Source organism: Pseudoalteromonas sp. 0303, assembly GCF_013349995.1.
Taxonomy (GTDB): Bacteria; Pseudomonadota; Gammaproteobacteria; order Enterobacterales; family Alteromonadaceae; genus Pseudoalteromonas.
In genome coordinates this window covers 1-466 of record NZ_JABVXF010000136.1, presented here as the reverse complement: position 1 = coordinate 466, position 466 = coordinate 1, and the positions used below count along the sequence as shown (strand labels likewise).

Annotated in this window: 1 protein-coding gene; it reads right to left on the bottom strand. The window is 39.1% G+C overall.

All coding sequences use genetic code 11. The features are described 5' to 3' along the window. Positions 1–263 (bottom strand): hypothetical protein (locus HUS62_RS22965; protein WP_220095114.1); only part of this gene is annotated, 263 nt, incomplete at its 3' end. Positions 264–466: the final 203 nt, after the last annotated feature.

The window sequence follows — 466 nt, the reverse complement described above, 5'->3', positions numbered from 1 at the left end:
AAAGAGCGTACTAGTTTACTGTCTGCCAGTCTCAATAAGCGAGCTGATCGCGTGATTTTACGCCAAGATTTACGCTGTTCAACGGCGATATGTTGCTGTGAGGTTGTGGTGGTATTGAATAGCGCAAGGTACACACTTTGCAATACAATCCGAATGCAATTGCTTGGTGTAAGTACTGGTTGAGAAACATGAGGATACAAGCGTTTAAGTTTGAGCTTTAACTCACGTTTTTTATTGTTTTCTAATTTAATAAACAATGACAAAAAAAGCACAAAGAAGGGGAGTAAAATCGCTCCCAATAGGCTCATTTTGTGTTGGTTGTAATAACTATAAAATTTTATAAATACGAAGCGGACAAGTTGCTTCGTTAAAAAAAAACCTAAAATACCTTTAAGTAGTCGGTGTGTGATACCGAGTGAATGGATGCTATTGGTCATTCTGACTCGCGCGGCTTACAAGCCAACCG